The following is a 20,716-nucleotide window of genomic DNA, read 5'->3' on the forward strand; positions in this document are numbered from 1 at the left end:
AGGTCGGCGAGGTGAGGAAGGAGTTGCTCGACAGCGTCACACAGCCGGACAACGACTCATCGTCCGGCATCCATCACACAGTTCGCGCCAGAGCCCCAAACTCGCGAACGGAGTAAATTCAGGCATCGACATTGCCACGTCGGTGGTCAAACCTGAATTAGCTCATCGGCGATTGCCCTCAGCGCTTCCGGCGCAGATACCGCAAGACATCGTGCAGGAACGAGCGGCAGATCAATGCGCAGCTCAGGCGGCGCTGTGTGCTGCGGCGACAGAGAGGGCTGCCAAATCGGCAACCAATCGTCAACGCGCAACGCGGCACCTATCGCCGTACGGCGCTGATCCGAATCTAGGGCTGTCTCGGCCATTGCCCAGGCTTGGATCGGCTCGCTACGGATCTTAGCGGCTAGACCGCAGGCAATGACGGATTCCCCTATGCGAGCCATCGCGCCAAGAAGTATGACTCGAACTGGGTCGTCCCACTCCTCAGGATGCCTGTCTAAGATGAGGTCCATTGAGTGCGTGATCGCTAGCGCGCAACCTGAATCTCCGATGAGGGCGGCAACCTGAACGACCTGCGCGATAGATAGCCTTTTCCAATCCCGTCGGAATCGCGCTCTCTCATCTTTGGGATCGGAGCCTTCAGTGAGAATCATCGACTTTTCTATCTCATCGAATGGATCCAACACGGGGCGCACCGAGCGCTCGAAGAAATTCCTCGCACGCTCTTTGTCAACCTCGGCCAACACGGCGATCGTATGGATTGGCGTGAAGTCGTCTTGGGCTTCGATCGCCATATTCTCGCATTTCCGGACGATTTCCCGAGTCAGATCGACGTCCGCATGTGTCGCCAAGGCGCTAAGTGCGAGATGCGCAGCATACGTTCGAACCGACGGATTGGCGATAGACGACAGGCGGTGCGCAAGTTCGCGTGCCTGGTCCGGATCCCCCAGCCTCACGGAGACCGCGACCGCCAGGGCCAGCGCTACACCCGCCGCTGGGCTCTCGGTGGCATTCGGTGTCGCAGCTTCCTCGACGAAGGCGTCTCGAAGTTCCGTTGCTGTGGCGATGTCGCCGACACGTAGTGCAGCGTCCGCAACCGCGCCTAGTGCGCCAAGGCGCGACTCCGGCTCAGGGATTAGGCCCGCCGTTGCTCTGGCAGCCGTGATGACGGTGCCAGGCGATGCCTCGGCCGTAGCGCACAGTGCCCAGGCACGTGTGTGTGGGTCAGCGACCTGCGTGGCAGTACGCAAAGCCAGTTCGGGCTCACCGATTGCAAGGAGCGGGCGCACGAGAGCGGCCCGCTCGCGGTCCATCATGGTTTCTGCCAGGCTGACCTCCTCGGCGCGATCCGCGAACTTGCCGGCACGTTGCATGTCTCCCGTGGCGGCGACCGCCTTGGCAAGCTCCGCCCACGCGTATGCCTCGTAGCGGGTGGAATTGGCTACGGCGATGTCTCGTTCGATCTGCTCGGCCGTCCGCTTCGCCTGTTCGCGTTCGCCGATACCGGAGAGCACGGCGACAAGCGGCGCCAGCGCGAATCCACGTATCACCGAATCATCGATATTTGACGCCTCCGCGATAGCCCGCGCAGCGAACACCTGAGCGTGCGCACGATTTCCGGCGGCGGCCAGTGCCCGAGCAATCCCGATCAACGCGTACGTCCGCCACCGCGGTTCGGTGACTGATTCGAGCACATCTTGCGCTCCAGCGATGTCCGCGGTGGCCGCCAATGGTCCGGCGAAAAAGTGCGCGTCTTTGTCGCTGAGGGGAAGAAACCTGTGAAGGCCGTCTCCGCATAGGGCGTGGACCTCCATTAGACCAGCCAACGCCTCGGGGCCTTCGATAGAGTTCTCAGCTTCCTGTGCCAATTGCCGAGCACGTGTCACATCACCTGAAACGGCCAATGCTCGCGCGATCCCGGTCAGGCCGTACGCTTGCCATCGAGGCTCCGCAATGGAGGCCGCTACCCTTAGCGCTTCCTCTATATGACCCCTATCGGCAACGGCTCTAGCGACACCTGCGAGTGCCCAAGCCCGTCGAGCCGGATCTGGCATCGACCGGGCCAGCGTTTCCGCCCGTTCCGCCTGACCGAGTCGGGCCCAGACCTGCGGCAAGTTGACCCTCATGCTCTTCGCCCGGCTGATAACTCGCAGTCGATGCACCGCCACGCGCCCCAGCGCCGCAAGATCATCAGCAGTATCGGCATGAAGCATCATCTGAACCGCGCCGATCTCAGCTAGTGCGGCGAAGTCGCCGCCTGTGACGCTGAACAGCCGATCATGGCGTTTGCTGTCAGTCCCGAGAGCCAGCATCCTGGGCAGGTCGCGCAGCTCCTGCACCAGGCGGTGGTAACCACGAAGCAAATAGTCCGGAGTTTCCGCTGGCCAACCTAGTTCGCGGTAACTGTCCGCCCACACGTGGATTCGCTCACGGTAATTCCGCAATGCCGTCTCACCGAGGCAGTCGATGGCCTCCACCTGAATCTCCTCATGCCCGAGCAGGTACACCTCGGGCTGGGACTCGGATCCCCAGCCTGCGGCGCGTCGTGCGAACGTGCGGCCGGAGACGGTCCGAAGATGTTCGTTCACGAGAAAGTCTTGCTGCTGGATGAGTTCAGCCAGGTCGCGTCCGCTCAGTCCACCGCCGGCCGCGGTGATCAGGCCCAGGAGTTCCCTCTCTAGATGTGAACCAAGCAGCAGCCGCCTTATCTCCGAACGCATGTCGCGCTTGACCGCCGTCGCGTGCGGCGATGTGGTCAGCATCCGTACGACGGACGAGTCTCTAAGGGGATGGGACGACGGAACGTCATCGGGAACCGGCGGATTCGGGCGGCCAGAAACGATCACCTTCACACCGACTGGCAGGTCTTCAGGGAGCAGGGCCGCGATACTGTACGCATCCGGACTCGCCATGACCCCGCGGTCCTCATCCAGCCCGTCGACAACCAGGACCAAACGTTCATCTCGCTCCGCGAAGAGCTGCGCGGCGCGGGCAAGCCGGTCGAGGAACGCAACCTCCGCGGAGGCGTCGGTGACCATCGGCATCGGCTCATCGAGGATCTCCGAGAACTGCTCCAGGACGAACTCAAGAAACGCCGACCGATCCGCATGACCTTTGAAGCGGGCCGTGATGAAGAACGAGACGATGCCTACGCCTGGCGGCGGGTTCAATACGAACCACGACAGCAATGCTGTCTTGCCCGACCACGCTGGTCCCTGCCACCACACGTAGGAGTCACCGTCGCGCCGTGTGCAGAATCGAACGAGTTCCTCGATCTCGGTCTGACGCCCACCCAACGACTTCGGGGCCAACCCGGCGACCACCCGGTCGCGGTACACCGATCTGCTCGGTGCCTGCCCATGCACATGGATGTCGCCTTGGTGCACGCCTGAAATGGCGACGCCACCATTGGTGGCCGTCGCCGGCCCGGTGCGGGAGACGTCGATCTGGCGCCGCATCGCTGATGCTTGCTGCCGCGGATCAGAGGATGACGCCGCTGGTGGCCTGACCGCCACCGGTGGCCTCAGCCCGACCGGTTTCTTCGACGTTGACGTCAGGCAACGCTGCTGACTGTTCCGACTGAACGGAGAGCCCACTGACCGCGGCGCCGGACGAACCTGCCATCGCCTCACCCGTTCCAGCCACGCGAATACGCCCGCTCGACTGACGCAGCGCGGCCCAGATGGCAACGCCGACCGCGGCGACCCCCGCCAACGCGGAGACTGCCCCGCCGATCTGCCCAGCGCGCTTGTCGTCGAGGAGCCAGAGCACCAACGCCAGCACCGCCACCGTGCCTAACGTCGCAACGACGATCATCGTCGACCGTTTCATGTCTGCCATTCTGCCAAAACCGCTATGAAGGGCCAGATGGTCCGGCCACCCGAAGCGAAGGCCGGACCTTAAAGCTCGTCGCATGTCGTCTCTTAGAAGGAGCCAGCAGCGCAACGGCTGCGGCGGATGCCGAGCAGGTCATATCGAGTGAAGCACTCGGCGGCTACCTGGTCGCGGTGAGGACATGCGTGCGACACACCAACGCGTCGGGATGCCTACCGGCACGAGAGCTCGCACGACGCAAGGACCGTGTGCATGAGCCGAGTGTTGGGCCTCGGACACCACACAGGTACACGGTCGATCTCTTTCGACCGGATCTCCGCGAGTACCGTTTCGGTGCCGGGACGGTAGGTCGTCTCCAACCCGATCCGGGAATAGATCTCCGGGCGATCGTGCACGTCCACCCTTCGGAGCAGGCCGAGGAGCCCGCCGAAGGCATCCACGATCGCGGCGATCTGCGCCTCGGTCATTCGCGCTGGCGGCGTCTCGGTAAGGCCGAGTTTGGCTTGTGCTGCCTTCTTGATCGCCACGACGGCAATTCAGCTACTACCACAAACCGGTCGGCTGCTTGCAGGGCCTCGACCCCGACCGCGTCGTCCTGACCGGCTCGGCCCACAAGACACTGGACCTCGCCACCTGCACCGCACCCGCCAGCGCTACCGCACCCTCCGCGACCTGCTCACTGCGGCCCTGTCCACCACCTACCGGCCGCGACCACCCAAGGAGTCTCCGCCGGCCCGCACGTGGTCTTTCCTGGCCCACCCTCGACGAGAAAGCCGCAGCCGCCCGAGCCGCCGGCGTCGACATCATGACCCTCGCCGACTACCGCATCGAGCCTGGCCCGCCAGGCCTGGTCCTCGGCTACGGCAACCTCAGCGACGCCGCCGCCCCTGGCCGTCGCCGGCCTGGCCGCGACCATTTCGTGAGGCAGCGCCGGTCAGGCGGCGCTGACCGGTTCGGCTGTGCGGTCGGTGTGGCGCAGGTCGAGTTCCTCGGTGTGGTCCGAGGTGGTCAGCAGCGCGGTCACCACGAAGGAGCCCACCCCGGCGACTGCGGCGACCATCGTGGCCCACCCGTCGAAACCGGCTCCGACCAGGCTGTTCTCGACGTAATGCAGGTCGTTCGGGACGCCGTAGAGGGTCGGGGTGAGCGCCAGGAACACCAGCCGGACCACGAGGCCGACGCCGGCGCCGACCAGGGCCGCGATCGAGGTCGAACGGCTCCAGAACAGGCCGAGCAGGAACGGCGCGATCAGGCAGGCCAGCATCAGGTCGAAGGCCAGGGTGAGCAGGATACCGGTCTGGCTGACCCGCAGGGCGAGGAAGACGCCGAGCACGACGACCGGAAGCATGGCGACGCGGGTCCAGCGCAGCAGCGGGTCGTGGTGGCCGGGAGTGACCTCCCGGCGCACTCCGAAGACGTTGCGGACCGCGACGGCCGCGGTGGCCAGGATGGCGCCCGAGGCGGTGGAGAAGGAGGCCGCGACGATGCCGGAGAGCACCAGGACCGCCATGATGATCGGGGCATGGTCGTCGAGGAGCTGGTAGATGATCGGTGCTTCCTCGGCGGACAGGCCAAGCGCGGACACGCCGGTCAGGGCGACCAGCGACCAGAGCACGCCGACCACCGCGGTGGCGCCGGCGCCGATGAAGCAGGAACGCTGGGCGACCTGCGGGGTACGCGCAGCGAAGATGCGCTGCATGAAGTCGATGGCGACCAGGTCACCGATGCCAAGCGAGATCAGCGTCGCCCAGTTGACCGGCGCGCCCTGGCTGCTCTCGGTGAGCTGGCCGAAGTCGAACGGGCCGAGGCCGTCCGGGATCGAGATGCCGTACTCGTTCGCCACCCAGGCGAACAGCACGATCGTGGCGACGCCGGTGATGACCGCCTGGATGACGGCGGTGTAGGCGTCGGAGAACAGGCCGCCGCCTATCGTGTAGGCGAGCACGAGGCAGACCGCGAGGACCACACCGATCGTGTACGACATGCCGGTGAAGTACTCGACGAGGAAGCCCATGGCGACCAGGTTGCCGGCGAGCAGAATGGTGAACGCGAAGATCATCAGGACCGAGGCGGTAACCTCGACCGGCCGGTTGTAGCGCCGGGCGAAGAAGTCGCCGAGGGTGAACAGGCCCATCCGGTTCATCGGTTTGGCCAGGAACAGGCCGGCCAGGAGCAGGCAGATCGCCAGGCCGAGCGCGAGGGAGGCGCCGGCCCAGAAGCCGTAGGCGGAGCTGAGGTCGGTGTTGCCGACGGTCGCGTTGCTGTCGACCGCGGCCGTGGTCAGGGCGACGGCGACGAGAGGGACACCGAGCTGGCGGCCGGCGACGAGGTAGTTGGCGCTGTCGCCGTCGACCTTCCGGGCGACCGCGATACCGACGGCCAGAACTATGAAGACAGTGAGCGCGACTCCGGTAATGATCATGAGGGCTCCTGGGTGACTTGCTTTCTGTCACTCGACAGATATTGGTCACCATTGGGCCGTCGCCTTGTTACGGTGTTGCTTCCCGCACCGGGACAACTTTGTTAATGGACCGTCACAACCGCTGCGCGGCGGCCCGCGCCCCGTTCACCGCGGCCTCGTCGAGCCCGGTGACGCGCAGCGCGGCGTCGGCGATCCGCGCGTCCATCCCGGACCCCAGGTCGGTGTCCGCGCGCCGGCGCAGGATAACGCTCTCCACCAGCCCGAACACCAGGCTGGTCACGGCCGCGAGGTCAGGCCCGGCCAGGTCACCGGTGGCGGCTACCAGTTCCCGGTACGTCTCGATCAGCCGCTGCCGCTCGGCGTGGAACGGAGCGAACCGCTCGTCGCCGAGCTCGGGCAGCAGGTAGAGGGAGCCCAAGTTCTCCTCACCGGACAGCAGCAGCCGCACGTCGTACGCGCAGAGCCGCCACAACCGGGTGGCCGCCGGCTCGGTGCTCGCGGCCAGCGAAGCGGCGTAGGCGACAGACGGGCGGACCGTGTCGAGCAGCAGCGCCAGCAGGATCTCGTGCTTGCCGGCGAAGTAGTGGTACATCGTCGCCTGCGAGATCCTGGCCGCCTGGGCGATCTTGTAGGTGCTGGTCGACCCGTAGCCCTCAGTGCAGAACAGCCGGGCGGCCGCCGCCCGGATCTCCGCCTCGGTGCTCAGCCCCGAGGCCGGCCCACCCGATGCGCGCGGGCGTCCCCGTCCTCGTGCCATGGCACGCAACGTACCAAGCGGTGATCGCCCGGCCCGATCCGCAGGCCCGGTTACACCGTGTTCATGGAACGGAAACGCCGCCGAGAGCCCCAGCCGATTGACTTTCGGTCAATCGACAGAAATTGGGGTGGTGCTCGTGCCGATCGATCAGCCGCAGCCGACGGCCACCACAGCCGGCGCCCGCGCACACGCCCGCGCCCAGGAGCAGGCCGCCCACGACGGCGGCTTCCCGCACCGGCCGACCGTTCCGGCCGCCGCCGCAGACGTGCCCGGCGACGTCGTCTGGGCCGAGCAGGTCGCGCCCGGCGGCTACGCGCACCGGGTGCTCGCAGCCGGCGCGGCGATCCAACTGACCGACCTGGACGGTGACGCCTGCGCGTCGCTATTGCTCTACAACGCGGACATGCCGTGGGAGCGGCTCAACGTCGCGGACACCGTCAAGGTGCAGTGGCAGGTCTACACCGCCACCGGCCAGCTGCTGCTCAGCGACCAGGCCCGGGTCCTCGCGACGGTCACCGGCGACACCTCCGGCCGGCACGACACCATGTACGGCACGTCGGCCCAGGCCCGCAACGAGCAGCGGTACGGCGACGGCTCACCGGAAGGCCCCTGCCCCGCCGGCCGGGAACTGTTCGTGCTCGGCGCGTCCAAGCACGGGCTCGGGCGCCGCGACGTGCCACCCTCGATCTCCTTCTTCCAAGGTGTCCGCATCGACGCCGACGGGCGGCCGGAGTGGCTCGGCTCGGCGGGACCCGGCGCCACGGTCACGCTCCGGACCGAACTGCCGGTGATCGTGCTGATCGCCAACGCGGCGCACCCGCTCGACCCGCGTACGGCGTACACCTCATCGCCCTTGCGGATAACGGCCTGGCGTGACCGGGTGACCGCGCCCACCGACGACCTCTGGGACGCGACGCCCGAAGGGCGGCGTGCCTTCGAGAACACCGCCGACTACCGCAAAGGACGGGGACTGCCGGCATGAGCAGCGAAATCTTCCGCGAGACGGTACGGCCGCGGGCGCCGTGGTCGCGGATCCTCACCCGCGGTCAGATTCTGACCATCGTGGACCTGGACGGGAACCAGGCGGTCGACTTCCTCGCCTACGACGCGCACGACACCAGCCGCGCCTACAGCGCACAGGCCACGCTGCAGGCGCAGGACACCATTTTCCTGACCACCGGCAGCGTGCTGCGCGACAGCGAATACGACCCGTTGCTCACCGTCGTCGCGGACGGCGTGGGACGGCACGACACGCTCGGCGGCGCCTGCTCGAAGGAGTCCAACACGCTGCGGTACGGCCACCACACGTACTCCCAGCACGCCTGCGTGGAGAACTTCCTGCGCGAGCTGTCGCGCTACGGCATGGGCAAACGCGACCACGTCTCGAACGTCAACTGGTTCATGAACGTGCCGGTCGATCCGGACGGCGCGCTCGGCATCGTGGACGGAATCTCCGCGCCCGGCCTGTCACTGAGCCTGCGCGCCGAGAAGGACGTTCTGGTCGTCGTCTCGAACTGCCCGCAGATCAACAACCCGTGCAACGGTTTCGACCCGAGCCGCGCCGAGATGGTGGTGACCGGTGGCTGACCCGCGGACCCTGCTCGTCGCCAACCGCGGTGAGATCGCCTGCCGGATCCTGCGGACCGCCCGTGAGCTGGGGATGCGGACCGTCGCGGTGTTCTCCGACGCGGACCGGGGCGCGGCTCACGTGCATCTGGCAGACGAGGCGGTGCGGCTCGGCCCGGCCCCGCCGGCCGAGAGCTACCTGAACGTCGACGCGGTGCTGCGGGCCGCGCGGGCCACCGGCGCCGGGTTCGTGCACCCGGGCTACGGCTTCCTGTCCGAGGATGCCGGCTTCGCCACCCGGGTCGAGGCCACCGGCCTGGCGTTCGTCGGGCCCACCCCGGACCAGCTGCGGACCTTCGGCGACAAGCACACCGCACGCGAAGCGGCGGTGGCCGCGGGGGTGCCGGTCTTCCCCGGCACGGGCCTGCTGGCCGACACCGAGGACGCAGTCGCGCAGGTAGCGGCGATCGGCTACCCGGTGATGCTCAAGGCGACCGGTGGGGGCGGCGGCATCGGCATGACGGTCTGCCGCGATGCGGACGAGGTGCGGGCCGGGTTCGAGAAGGTCACCCGGCTGGCCATGGCCAGCTTCGGCAGCGGCGGCGTCTTCGCCGAACGGTACGTGGAACGCGCCCGGCACATCGAGGTGCAGATCTTCGGCGACGGAACCGGCGGGGTCGTCTCGCTCGGCGACCGGGACTGCTCGCTGCAACGCCGCAACCAGAAGGTCCTGGAGGAAGCGCCGGCCCCAGCCCTGCCCGACGCGGTCCGGTCGCGGTTGCACGCCGCCGCCCGAGACCTGGCGGCGTCCGTCGGATACCGCTCGGCCGGCACGGTCGAGTTCATCTACGACCCGGTCCGTGAGGAGGCCTCGTTCCTCGAGGTGAACGCCCGCCTGCAGGTCGAGCACCCGGTCACCGAGGCGGTCACCGGCGTCGACCTGGTCGGCTGGATGCTGCGACTGGCCGGCGGCGACGACTCGCTACTGGCGCCGTATCTCACCGACGGTGTCGTGCCGGTCAGCGGGCACGCTGTCGAGGCGCGGGTGTACGCCGAGGACCCGGCCGCCGGTTTCCGGCCCAGCGCGGGCACGCTGACCCGGGTCGAACTGCCCGTCGGCGAGGGCGTCCGGGTCGACGGGTGGGCGGTGACCGGCACCGAGGTCAGCACCGCGTACGACCCGCTGCTGGCCAAGGTGATCGCGAGCGGCCCGGACCGCGCCACCGCCGTCGGCCGGCTGCACGACGCTCTGCGAGCCACCCGCTTCGACGGCATCGAGGTCAACCTGGGCCTGCTCCGGGCGGTCAGCACCCTGCCCGCGTTCCGCGACACCGTCCACTCCACCGCCACCCTCGCCGACGTCGGTGACCCCGAACCGCGCATCACCGTGGGCCGGCCGGGCCTGATGACCACCGTCCAGGACGCCACCGGACGGCTCGGCCTGTGGCAGGTCGGGGTGCCGCCGAGCGGGGCGATGGACGACCGGTCGCTGCGGCTGGCAAACCTGGCGCTCGGCAACGACGAGAACGCGACCGGCCTGGAGTGCACCGCGAGCGGACCGCAGCTGACCTTCACCCACGCCACCCTGGTGTGCGTCACCGGCGCGCCTGCCACGGTCACCGTCGACGATGTTCCGGTGCCGATGTGGGAACCGGTCGCGGTACCCGCCGGGGGCACACTCGACGTCGGCGAGGCGACCGCCGGGCTGCGGACCTATGTCGCGCTGGCCGGCGGCCTCGACGTACCGACCTATCTGGGCAGCACGGCCACCTTCACACTCGGGCAGTTCGGCGGGCACGGCGGCCGAGCGCTGCGGCCCGGCGATGTGCTGCGCACCGCGCTGGCCACCGGCACCCCGGCCGGGCCGGTCGCCGCCGGGCTACGGCCCGTCTTCGGGGAGCACTGGGACCTGGCGGTCACCGAGGGCCCGCACGGCGCGCCCGAGTTCTTCACCCGCGCCGACATCGGCCAGCTGTTCGCCACCAAGTACGCGGTGCATTTCAACTCGGCCCGCACCGGCGTACGCCTCACGGGCCCGAAACCCGGCTGGGCCCGCACCGACGGCGGCGAGGCCGGCCTGCACCCGTCGAACATCCACGACACCGCGTACTCGATCGGCGCGCTCGACTTCACCGGCGACACCCCGATCCTGCTCGGACCGGACGGGCCCAGCCTCGGCGGATTCGTCTGCCCGGTGACCGTGATCAGTGCCGAACGCTGGAAACTCGGCCAGCTGCGCCCCGGCGACACCGTCTCGTTCCGGCCGGTCCGGGCCACCGACGCGCCCTCGCCACGGCGGCTCACCCTGCCGGTGTACGCAGACCGCTGCGGGGACGGCGACGATGGGGTGCTGCTGCGCCTTGACGGGAATCCGGCGGTCACCTACCGGCGCGGCGGCGACGACAACCTGCTGATCGAGTACGGCGACATCGTCCTCGACCTGGCCCTGCGCGCTCGGGTGCACGCGCTGCACACGGCCGTTGCCGAGCTGTCCCTGCCGGGCGTCGTCGACCTCACCCCGGGAATCCGGTCGCTGCAGGTGCACGTGGATCCGGACGTGTTGGCCGTACCGAAGCTTCTCGATCTTCTTGTGGAACTGGAGGCGACGCTGCCGTCCGCGACCGAGCTGGTGGTGCCGAGCCGGCGGGTACGACTGCCGCTGAGCTGGGACGACCCGGCGACCCGCCTCGCGATCGAGCGGTACATGGCCGGGGTCCGCGACGACGCGCCCTGGTGCCCGTGGAACATCGAGTTCATCCGCCGGGTCAACGGCCTGGACTCGGTCGATGACGTGTACCGGACCGTGTTCGAGGCCGACTACCTCGTGCTCGGGCTCGGCGACGTCTACCTGGGCGCGCCGGTCGCCACCCCGCTCGACCCGCGGCATCGCCTCGTGACCACGAAGTACAACCCGGCCCGGACGTGGACCGCGGAGAACTCGGTCGGCATCGGCGGCGCCTACCTGTGCATCTACGGGATGGAGGGGCCGGGCGGTTACCAGTTCGTCGGCCGCACCACCCAGGTGTGGAGCCGGCACCGGGAAACCCCGTGGCTGCTGCGCTTCTTCGACCGGATCAGCTGGTATCCGGTCAGCGCCGACGAACTGCTCGACCTGCGCGCCGACCTGGCCGCCGGCCGCGGCACACCACCCGATATCACCGACGACACGTTCTCGCTGGCCGAGCACGCTCGGTTCCTCGCCGAGAACACGGAATCGATCGCGGCGTTCCGCGAACGGCAACGCGCCGCATTCGCCGCCGAACGCGACGCCTGGCAGGCGGCCGGTGAGTTCGACCGGGCCGGGGCGGTCGCACAAACCGGCGGGCCGGAACCGGCCGACGTCGCGGTGCCCGACGGCGGTGCCCGCGTCGACGCACCGTTCGTGTCCAACGTCTGGAAAGTGGAGGTCGCGGTGGGAGAACACGTCCAGCAGGGGCAGACGCTGGTGGTCCTGGAAGCCATGAAGATGGAGGCCGCGGTCACCGCGCCGGCAGCCGGAGTGGTCACCGCGCTGATCGCCCGGCCGGGCACCCAGGTGGCGCCCGGCGAAGCGCTGGTCGTGCTGGCTCCGGTGACAGCGTGAGCCACTGGATCGCGCAGCGAGCCTCCGAACAGGTCACGGCAGACCTCGGCACCGCCACCGGTCCGCTGGCCGGGCTCCGGCTCGCCGTGAAGAACAACGTCGACGTGGCCGGGTTCCCGACGACCGCGGCGTGCCCGGCGTACGCCCCCGAACCGGCCGCGGCCGACGCCGTCGCCGTTGCGCGGCTCAAGGCCGCCGGGGCGACCGTAGTCGGCGTGACCAACCTGGACCAGTTCGCCACCGGGCTGGTCGGGCAGCGCAGCCCGTACGGCGGGGTGCGCGACGCTCGCCGCCCCGCGTACGTCTCCGGCGGCTCCAGCTCGGGATCGGCGGTGGCGGTCGCGCTCGGCGAGGCCGACATCGCGATCGGCACCGACCCCGCGGGATCCGGCCGGGTGCCGGCCGCCTTCCAGGGCATCGTCGGGATCAAGCCGACGCTCGGCACGGTCTCCACCGCCGGCGTGGTGCCGGCCTGCCCGTCCTGGGACGCGGTCACCATCTTCGCCCGCGACCTGGACACCGCCGACGCGGCCATGGCGGCGATGGCCGGTGGCCCGGGCACTCGCCCGTGGCCGGCCGACGCACCACTTGCGGCGCCCACCGCGGCCCGGGTTGCGATCCCGGCGGAATTGCCGGCCATGGCTCCCGGCTGGGCCGCCGCGTTCGCCGGCGCCGCCGATCGGCTTCGCGACGGCGGGTGCGTTGTCGAACCGGTGCCGTTCGAGACGTTCCTGCAGGCCGCGAAGCTGCTCTACGAGGGCGCGCTGGTCGCCGAACGACACGCGGCGGTGGGCGAATTCATCGACGCGCACCGCGATCTGGTGGACCCGACCGTGGGCGCGATCATCGGTGCCGCCGGTTCGGTGCGGGCCGGCGATTTCGTGCGCGACACGATTCGTCTGCAGGAGCTGCGGGTCTCGTCGCTGGCTCAGCTCGACGGCTTCGACGCGCTGCTCGTCCCGACTGCGCCCTGCCACCCCACGATCGCCGAAGTGGCGACGGAACCGGTGGCGGTGAACTCGCGGGTCGGCACCTACACGAACTTCTGCAACCTCTTCGACCTGTGTGCGGTCGCCGTACCGTCCGGCACTGTCGACGGCGCGCAGTTCGGGGTGACAGTGCTCGCACGGCCGTTCCACGACGCGGTCGCGCTCGACCTGGCCCGCCGTGTCTCGGTGCCGGCCGAATCCGTGGCCGGTCCCAGCGCCGCTCCCCCGCTGCCGCCCCCGGAAATGCCCTGGCCCGCGCACGCCGGCGCGACAGCCGTACCGCTGCTGGTGGTGGGCGCGCACCTGCGCGGCCAGCCGCTCGAACACGAGCTGGTCACGCGCGGCGCGCGGTGGGCAGGCCCGGTCAAAACCGCTGCATCGTACGAGCTGCGCGCGCTACCCACCACGCAGGCGAAACCCGGGCTGGTGCGCACCGGATCCGGCGGATCCCCGATCGAAGGCGAACTGTGGCAGCTCCCGGTCGCGGCGCTGGGTTCGTTCCTCGCCGCGCTGCCCGCCCCGATGAACCTGGGCCCGGTCGAACTCGACGACGGCCGCTGGGTGACCGGTTTCGGCTGCGCCGCCGACGCCGCGGCCACCGGCACCGACATCACCGCCTACGGCAGCTGGCGCTCCTGGCTGGCCGGCTGATCCGCGACTGTCCGAAATCGCGGCGAGCGCTCAACGCGCATGTTGTTGCGGCCGGGACGAACCGCCCCAGCCGGATTCGCAATCGGGACCCGGTCAGCCGGCGGCATCGTCGTGCCACGGTTGGCCCGATGCCGGATATGGACAGCATGTGAGCTCTGATGATCGGTTCCGGCGTGTCTGCGTCGGCAATTTCGCAGCGCTTCTCGCGTACGCGTCACGCAGGCGAACCTGCCGGTAAAAGGCTCTACCCGCTCGTGAACGAGCTCGCCGCCGACGAGATCCCCGTCGCGGTGACGTGCCGGGTGCTGAACATCGCTCGACAGCCCTACTACCGGTGGCTTGCCCGTCCGGTCACCGACGCCGATCTGGCCGAGGTGTACCGGGCGGACTCGTTGTTCGACGCCCACCGTGACGACCCGGAGTTCGGCTACCGGTTCCTGGCCGACGAGGCCCGCACCGGTGGACAGCCGATGACCGAGCGCACCGCATGGAAGATCTGCTCCGGCATGGGCTGGTGGAGCGCGTTCAGCCGTAAGAGACGCCGGGGCAAGGGTGGCAGGCCGGGCCCGCGGTGCACGACGACCTGGTCAAACGGGACTTCACCACCGACGGCCCGAACCGGTTGTGGCTGGCCGACATCACCGAACACCGCACCGGCGAGGGCAAGCTCTACTTGTGCGCGATCAAGGACGTGTGGTCCAACCGGACCGTCGGCTATTCCATCGACTCACGGATGAAGTCGAGGCTGGCCGTCAACGCCCTGCGCAGCGCGGTGACGCGACGCGGTGACGTGGCCGGTTGCGTGCTGCACACCGACCGCGGGTCGCAGTTTCGTAGCCGCAAGCTCGTCCGTGAACGCCACCGCCTACCTTTGAGTGCCCCTGACCCCCCGCACGGCACTACTGAGAAAGTGTTGATCGGGCTGCATATCTTAGGAATTCGGACTCGATTCTCATACGCGGATGCCAGAAAATCTGGTCCACATATGTGGACGCAGTTCTTGACTGTGCCTTGAGGCGTGTCCTACGTTCAGGCCCTCCGTGGTGGTGCCCGCCTCGCCGTCACGTCCGCCGAACCTCAAGGGATCTCCTATGAAAGCGCCCTACAGGTCTGCCCGCTTCCGCATATTTGTCCATTTAGCCAGGTCGTTCAGGGGTTTGTCTGGCCGGGCCGGCGTAGCTTCTGTCGTGCTGGCACTTGTCGCCGCGACGACAGCCTCCGTCACCTTCCCCGCCACAGCACTCGCCGCCCCTGACACCGACGGCCGGCTCAACGTGTTGCTGTTCTACAAGCCCAACTTCCATGCTTCCCACGTGCAGGCGCGGCAGGCCGTGCGTGACCTGGTCAACGAACTCGGCACCCAGTACGGGCAGCCGGTGGAGATCCAGGAGACCGACGACGCCTCGGTCTTCAACACCAGCAACCTGGCCGACAAGGACACCGTCGTCTTCGCCCAGACCGGTGGCGTGCTGTTCAACGCCGCGCAGCGGTCCGCGCTGGAGGCGTACATCCGCGCCGGCGGCGGTTACCTGGGCCTGCACTACACCGGCTGGTCGGTCGGTGAGAGCGAGCACGACGTCAACCCGTTCTACGCCCGCCTGGTCGGCGCCGTCTCCGAGGGCCACCCGGAGAACCCCGGCGTCCGTCCCGGCCGTGTGGTGGTCAAGGACACCAGCCACCCGCTCACCGAGGGTGTGACGGCGTCGATCACCCGCAGCGACGAGTGGTACGACTGGGTGGTCAACCCGGCACCCTGGGTTCGCACCCTGATCGAGGCCGACGAGACCTCCTACGGCATGGGCCGGCAGGGTTCCTCGCACCCGGTCACCTGGTGCCAGAAGATCGACTCAGGTCGGTCCTGGTACACCTCCATGGGCCACGAAGGCAGCGCGTACGGCGAACCGTACATGCGTGCGCAGATGAGGAACGGCCTCGCCTACGCCGCCAAGTTGCTCACCGCAGACTGCTCGCCGCCGGTCAAGGACACCGCCGGTGCCTGGAGCGGTGTCACGCCGTGGCCGCTGGTCCCGATCAACATGGCGTTGACCTCCGACGGTCGGGTGCAGTCGTTCGGCAGCGTCGGCGGCTGGGGCACCGACACCACGCCGTACGACTGGACCGGCAACGGCTCGGTCACCCAGGGCGGCCACATGGAGGTCGACATCTGGAACCCCGCGCAGCCACGGACCTTGGCGAACGTACGCGCAGGCATCATCCCGAACACCACGTACACCGACCTGTTCTGCTCCATGCAGGTACAGAGCCCGCACGACCACTCCACGATGACGGTCGGCGGTGACGACAGCCTGGGCGGCAACGCCCCCAATGACGCGGCCATCGGCGTCACCAGCTACAGCACGAACAACGGGCTGCAGAACGAAGCGCCCATGAACATCCCCCGCTGGTACCCGACCGGCACCACCATGCCCAACGGCGACGTGGTCGTGCAGGGCGGAAGCCTCCGTGGCGGTCCGGGCGGCCCCGGAGTGCTCACCCCCGAGATCTACACCCCGATGCAGGATTCCGGCTGGAAGCTGCTCACCGGCGCCAGGAGCCCCGCCGCGTACGGTGACGGCGGCTCCGACCACCCCGGCCAGGACGAGAACCGCTGGTGGTACCCGCGGGCGTTCGTCGCCCCGACGACCGGGACGCTGTTCAACATCACCGGCACGCAGATGTACGAGCTCGACCCCGCCGGCAACGGCGGCACGGGCCAGATCACGCTGCGGGGTACCCTGCCGGGCAACATCGCCAACCAGGGCGCCGACGGCAACCCGGTCGGTGCCACGTCCACCGCCGTCATGTATCGCCCCGGCAAGATCCTCCAGGTCGGTGGCGGCTGGTGGGCCAACGGCGGCGGCCCCGACGGCGCTCGCGCCGCCTTCACTGTCGACATCACCGGCGGCACCGCCAACCCGGTCGTCACGGCGACCCAGCCGATGAAGTACCAGCGGCACTGGGCCACCTCGACACTGCTGCCCGACGGCAAGGTGCTGGTCACTGGTGGTAGCCGGTCGAACAACGGCAACGACGCATACGTCACCAACCCCGAAATCTGGGACCCGGAGACCGGCAACTGGACCGAGGTCGCCATCCCGCACGAGCATGCCCGTCTCTACCACTCCACGGCGCTGCTCCTGCCCGACGGCCGCGTGATGATCGGTGGCGGCGGCGCCCCCGGCCCGCGCAACTACACGGACGTCGAGTACTACTCGCCTGGGTACCTGTTCGACGGCAACAACGCCGCTTCGCGCCCGGTGATCAGCACCGCGCCGGAGAAGATCGGTTACAACGGCAACTTCCAGGTCACTTCGACCGGTACCGTCTCCCGGGTCACGCTGGTCCGTAACGGCTCGGTGACACACGGGTTCAACAACGACCAGAACTTCCAGGACCTGGCATTCAGCCAGTCCGGCAACACGGTCAACATCACGTCACCGGTCAACGGCAACTACGCCCCTCCCGGGTCGTACATGCTGTTCGTCTGGGACAGCACCGGCACCCCGTCGGCCGCGAAGATCGTCAAGATCGACCCGTCGGTCGTGATGACGCAGCTCAACCCGCGGGTCGTCGACCAGTTCGAGTACCCGCGTGTGCCCGGCGAGTGGCGCTCCGCCAACCCGCCCGCGACCGTCGACGTCACCGCCGGCAACAACCGGATGTGGCCGTGGACGGTCGACAGCCAGGTCCAGCTGGTCCGGGGCACCGCCACCGGCCAGGGTGGCCTCGGCCTCACCGGCTACCAGCTCGCCCTGGGCACCGCGGGCAGCATCGAACGCACAGTCAACGATCTCACCCCCGGCAGGACGTACCGGATCTCGCTGCGTTATGCACGCGACGCCCGGTCCGCCGGGACCGGGGCGGCGACGGCCACCCTGTCGATCGGCGACCTGAACACCACGCTCACCGCCACCACAGCCCTGCCCTCGACGGCCGCCTACGGCACGTATGCCGGCACCTTCACGGCCGCGACGGCTGCACAGGCGCTCAGCCTGACGGCTACGGGGAACGGCGCCAGCCTGACGATCGACGACCTGGTGATCGTGGGCGACAACGCCCCACCACCAACGGCCGCCGGTATCCCTGTCCGGTATGAGTTCGAGGAGGGCGCGGGTACCACCGCCGCCAACACCGGCGATGGAGGCGGGGCCGGGGCTGCCGTCCTGACCGGGGCCACGGGCTGGTCCACCAACGGTGTGCTCGGCAAAGCGATCGACCTGCCCGGTGGCAGCAACGGCAACGCGGTCGACCTGCCGGACAACCTGCTGATGGGTGCGGCGAACTTCACCACCGCGTTCTGGGTGCGCCCCGACACGAAGAGCAACTGGACCGGCCTGTTCCACATCGGTGACGGGCTCGCCGCCGCCGGGAGCTACTACCAGATCCAGATGCAGACCCAGGCCGCCGGCAACACCGGGCTCGCGGTCACCTTCAAGGGCAAGACCGGCCCTGAGGAGCGGATCTACGCCACTCCGGTCCGGGACGTGGCCGCCGGCGAGTGGAACCACGTGGCCTTCACCCGGCAGGGTTCGATCGGCACGCTGTACCTCAACGGCGAGGCGATCGCGACCCGGACCGACCTGACCGTCGGGATGACGGAGGTCGGCCCGACAACGAACAACTGGCTGGGTCGCAACGGCTACCCGGACGTGGCGTTCGACGGACTGATGGACGACGTACGGGTGTACACGTCCACTCTGAGCGCGGCGAACGTGGCGGCGATCTACAACGAAGGCTTCGCCAGGGTGCCCGTCACCGTGACCGTCCAGCCCCGGTGCATCGCAGGCAAGGCGTACCTCGCGGTACGGGTGCTCAACGACCACAACTCGGCGGTCGACGTCGTCATGGAGACCCGGTACGGCAACCGGTCCTTCGCCGACGTCGCCCCCGGCGCCGCCGCCTTCCAGTCGTTCGCGGTGCGGGCGGCAGCGGTCCCGGCCGGTTCGGTGACCGTTCGGGCCACCGGCACCGTCGGCGGCGGGGACGTCACCACCACCGTCAACGCCGAATACGCCGCCGAAACCTGCGGCACCTGACCCTTCTGTTCCCGTCCCAAGTGTTCCCGTCCGGAGTACACATGCTTTTTCTGGAGTACACATGAACACACGCAACCGCCTGCGCCCGATAGCCGTCGGGGCGGTCGCCGTCGTCGCGGCCGCCTTCCCATCGGCTGTCTGGGGCGCGCCCGGCGACTCGACCGACGTCGAGGTGACCGTCGACATCACCGAGATCAAGGAGCCGGGCGTGCTCGCGCTCAGCATCGCCGGCAACGCGGTCACACTGCAGGAGAACGGCTCGGATCTCCTCATCCGGCAGTTCACCGGGACCCTGCCGACGGTGACCGTCACCGACACACGCACCGCGGACGAGGTGCCGGCCGGCGCGAACTGGGCTGTGCTGGGCAGTTCGAGCCCCTTCACCGGGACCGCCGGGCAGCCCTCGATCTCCGCCGGTCACCTCGGCTGGAAGCCGCGCCTGATCGACGGCGGCACCAGCGGCCAGGTCACCGAGGGCGAGGAGGTGGTGACGGTCATCGATGACCCGACCCAGCCCGGCAACAACGTCGGCCTGACCGACCAGGAACTCCTGGTCTCCACGTACGACTCGGCGGAGGTCGTCGGCGACTCGTACACCGTGAACGCCGACCTGTACCTGCGAACCCCGGCGGACGTGGCCGCCGGTTCCTACCGAGGGACCCTGACGATCTCCCTGTTCGAGTGATCCGATCCGGCGGGGGCCACGACGGCCCCCGCCGGCCTCCGTTGTCGAAGGACTCCATCTTGACGGTCCACCTCCCGCGCCGAGCGCTCACCGCGCTCCTCGTCGCGGCCCTCGCCATTCCCCTCACCCCGGGCGTGGCGACCGCCGAGCCGAACCGGGCCACGCTCACCTGGACAGTCCAGCCGGCCGCCGCCGGTGGCCCGGACGGCCGTCGCTGGATCGAGCGCGACCTGGAACCGGGTGCGGTGGTCACCGAGCACCTGGCGGTGCGCAACCTCAGCGATGCCTCCGCGGTCTTCGCCCTCACCGCGGCCGACGGGTACCTCACGGACAAGGGCCGCTTCAACATGCTCGCCTCGGACCAGCCGTCCACAGACGGCGGGACCTGGATCGCCGTGCAGAAAACGGTGACCGTCGCGGCGAACGAGACGAAGGTGGTGCCGTTCACCATCACCGTGCCGCGAAACGCCACCCCGGGCGACCACCCGGCGGGCATCGCCGCGTCGATCTCCAGTGGCACGGGCACGGTGCAGCTGGAGAGTCGCGTCGGGTTCCGGGTACTGCTGCGCGCCGGCGGCGCGCTCCGCCCGGCCCTGTCGGCTGATCACGTCAGGGTCCGCTACGAGCGCTCGTGGAATCCGCTGCGCTCCGGCACGATCCATGTGACGTACACGGCGGCCAACACCGGCAACGTCCGGGTCGAGGCCCGCGGCCGGGCCGAGGTCGCCGAACTGTTCGGCACGCACGTCCGAGGCCGGGACGTCAGCGGAGGAGAGCTGCTGCCCGGCGGCGATCACACGACAGACGTCCGGATCGGCGGGGTGTGGGCGGCGGGCCGGCTGCGGACCACGCTCACGCTGACCCCGTCGATCGCCGGCACCACAGGAACCAGCACCGCCGCCGCCCCGACGACCGTCACGGTGACCACCTGGGCGCTGCCGTGGGCGCAGCTCGTCCTGACGGCTGCGGCCGTCGCGCTGGCGCTGGCTCTGCGCACGTCGGTCCGCCTGCGCCGCCGCCGGATAACCCGGATGCTGGAGCTCGCCCGTGAGGAGGGTCGCCGGTCCGCGGGCCAAGCCTGACGTGTCGAAGCTGGTCCTGCCGTGACGGCACCGACAGCCGGCGCGCCCGTTCACCCAATGCCCGGCCAACCTTCGCCCACACACCCCGCACACCGGCAGGCCGGTCAGCGC

13 protein-coding genes are annotated in these 20,716 nt (G+C 69.1%); 8 read left to right on the forward strand and 5 right to left on the reverse strand.

Annotation, left to right across the window (positions count from 1 at the left end):
• Window positions 1-146: 146 nt before the first annotated feature.
• From AB0M02_RS35855 to AB0M02_RS35875, 5 genes are all read right to left on the reverse strand, one after another.
• On the reverse strand, window positions 147-3,458 hold the full coding sequence (locus tag AB0M02_RS35855; protein WP_364235314.1) for a hypothetical protein: 3,312 nt from the start codon (window positions 3,456-3,458) through the stop codon (window positions 147-149).
• 22 nt (window positions 3,459-3,480) lie between these two features.
• Window positions 3,481-3,831 carry a hypothetical protein gene (locus AB0M02_RS35860; protein WP_364235316.1) on the reverse strand — a complete coding sequence of 117 codons (351 nt, stop codon included), beginning with the start codon at window positions 3,829-3,831 and terminating at the stop codon, window positions 3,481-3,483.
• 215 nt (window positions 3,832-4,046) lie between these two features.
• The gene (locus AB0M02_RS35865; RefSeq protein WP_364235318.1) at window positions 4,047-4,361 is read right to left on the reverse strand and encodes a hypothetical protein; all 315 of its coding nucleotides are present in this window, start codon (window positions 4,359-4,361) and stop codon (window positions 4,047-4,049) included.
• 407 nt (window positions 4,362-4,768) lie between these two features.
• Window positions 4,769-6,256, reverse strand: a complete 1,488-nt coding sequence (locus AB0M02_RS35870; protein ID WP_364235321.1) for a sodium:solute symporter family protein — start codon at window positions 6,254-6,256, stop codon at window positions 4,769-4,771.
• Between the two features lie 112 nt (window positions 6,257-6,368).
• Entirely contained in the window at window positions 6,369-7,013 is a 645-nt protein-coding gene (locus AB0M02_RS35875) for a TetR/AcrR family transcriptional regulator (protein ID WP_364235323.1), read from the reverse strand.
• A gap of 136 nt (window positions 7,014-7,149) precedes the next feature.
• On the opposite strand from AB0M02_RS35875, the gene AB0M02_RS35880 reads away from it, so the two are divergent.
• From AB0M02_RS35880 to AB0M02_RS35915, 8 genes are all read left to right on the forward strand, one after another.
• Window positions 7,150-7,995: an urea amidolyase associated protein UAAP1 gene (locus AB0M02_RS35880; protein WP_364235325.1), complete on the forward strand. Its 846-nt coding sequence runs from the start codon at window positions 7,150-7,152 to the stop codon at window positions 7,993-7,995.
• Window positions 7,992-8,600, forward strand: a complete 609-nt coding sequence (locus AB0M02_RS35885; RefSeq protein ID WP_364235327.1) for an urea amidolyase associated protein UAAP2 — start codon at window positions 7,992-7,994, stop codon at window positions 8,598-8,600. The genes AB0M02_RS35880 and AB0M02_RS35885 overlap by 4 nt, the downstream gene beginning before the upstream one ends.
• Complete coding sequence (uca, locus tag AB0M02_RS35890) at window positions 8,593-12,162, forward strand: urea carboxylase (protein WP_364235330.1); 3,570 nt, start codon at window positions 8,593-8,595, stop codon at window positions 12,160-12,162. Before AB0M02_RS35885 ends, uca begins: the two co-directional genes overlap by 8 nt.
• On the forward strand, window positions 12,159-13,802 hold the full coding sequence (atzF, locus tag AB0M02_RS35895) for an allophanate hydrolase (RefSeq protein WP_364235332.1): 1,644 nt from the start codon (window positions 12,159-12,161) through the stop codon (window positions 13,800-13,802). Before uca ends, atzF begins: the two co-directional genes overlap by 4 nt.
• Before the next feature lie 571 nt (window positions 13,803-14,373).
• Complete coding sequence (locus AB0M02_RS35900) at window positions 14,374-14,817, forward strand: DDE-type integrase/transposase/recombinase (RefSeq protein WP_364235334.1); 444 nt, start codon at window positions 14,374-14,376, stop codon at window positions 14,815-14,817.
• A gap of 172 nt (window positions 14,818-14,989) precedes the next feature.
• Window positions 14,990-18,838, forward strand: a complete 3,849-nt coding sequence (locus tag AB0M02_RS35905; protein ID WP_364235336.1) for a ThuA domain-containing protein — start codon at window positions 14,990-14,992, stop codon at window positions 18,836-18,838.
• Window positions 18,839-18,899: 61 nt separating this feature from the next.
• Window positions 18,900-19,523, forward strand: a complete 624-nt coding sequence (locus AB0M02_RS35910) for a hypothetical protein (protein ID WP_364235339.1) — start codon at window positions 18,900-18,902, stop codon at window positions 19,521-19,523.
• Window positions 19,524-19,582: 59 nt separating this feature from the next.
• Window positions 19,583-20,605, forward strand: coding sequence for a hypothetical protein (locus tag AB0M02_RS35915; protein ID WP_364235341.1), 1,023 nt, complete (start codon window positions 19,583-19,585; stop codon window positions 20,603-20,605).
• Window positions 20,606-20,716 lie beyond the last annotated feature (111 nt).

The sequence above is a fragment of the Actinoplanes sp. NPDC051861 genome (assembly GCF_040681145.1).
Lineage (GTDB): Bacteria > Actinomycetota > Actinomycetes > Mycobacteriales > Micromonosporaceae > Actinoplanes.